Source organism: Kitasatospora nipponensis, assembly GCF_039528135.1.
Taxonomy (GTDB): domain Bacteria; phylum Actinomycetota; class Actinomycetes; order Streptomycetales; family Streptomycetaceae; genus Kitasatospora; species Kitasatospora nipponensis.
In genome coordinates this window covers 1-786 of the sequence record NZ_BAAALF010000649.1, presented here as the reverse complement: position 1 = coordinate 786, position 786 = coordinate 1, and the positions used below count along the sequence as shown (strand labels likewise).

Sequence of the window (786 nt, the reverse complement as noted above, 5' to 3'; positions counted from 1 at the left end):
AGAGCGCCGCCGCCGAGGCCACCCGCGCCGCGAACGCCACCGTCAAGATCGCCAACGAGGCCGCAGCCGCCGCCGGTGACGCCCAGCGCGCCGCCAACGACGCCGCCGCCCACGCGGACGCCGCCGCGGCCGCCGCCGAGGAGGCCGCCAGGCACGCCGGCGACGCCTCCAACTGGGCCAACACCGCCCAGGCCGCCGCCACCGCCGCGGGGCAGGCCGCCGACTCGGCCGCTGCCTCCGCCACGCAGGCCCACAAGGTCGCCGACATCGCCCGCGAGTCGGACCAGGAGCGCCTCGACGCACAGCAGGCCAACGAGATGGCCACCGCCGACGAGGCCTCCCGCGAGGCCGACCTCAAGGCGAAGACCGCCGCCTGGGAGTCCGGCCAGGCCAACCAGTTGGCCGCGGACACCGACCAGCTGCTCAAGGACGCGACGGCTGCCGGGGTCGACCCGAAGGTGGCCGTGCTGAAGGGCCGGCAGGCCGCCCTGCGGCTGCTCGACGCCGGCGGGCCGTGGACCAAGGCCGCCGCCCAGACCGCCCTCGAAGGCGACGACACGGCCGTCCAGTCCTTCCTGGCCACCACCCTCGCCACCGCCCGTGACCGCGACGACCGCACCAGCGCCATGGCGATCGCCCAGGCCCCGGGCAAGTTGGAGCTGCGGCTGGCCGCCGAGACCGCCTCGGTGGGCTCCACCGCGCAGGTGCACGACTTCCTGGTGACCGGCGCCTACCCGGGCAAGGACGACGACGACCGCGTCCAGCTCTCGCAGATCATGGCCGCCG

At 76.5% G+C, this 786-nt stretch carries 1 pseudogene; it reads left to right on the top strand.

Annotation, left to right across the window (positions count from 1 at the left end):
* A pseudogene (locus ABD323_RS42480) lies at nucleotides 1–786 on the top strand (ALF repeat-containing protein); the annotation flags it as partial.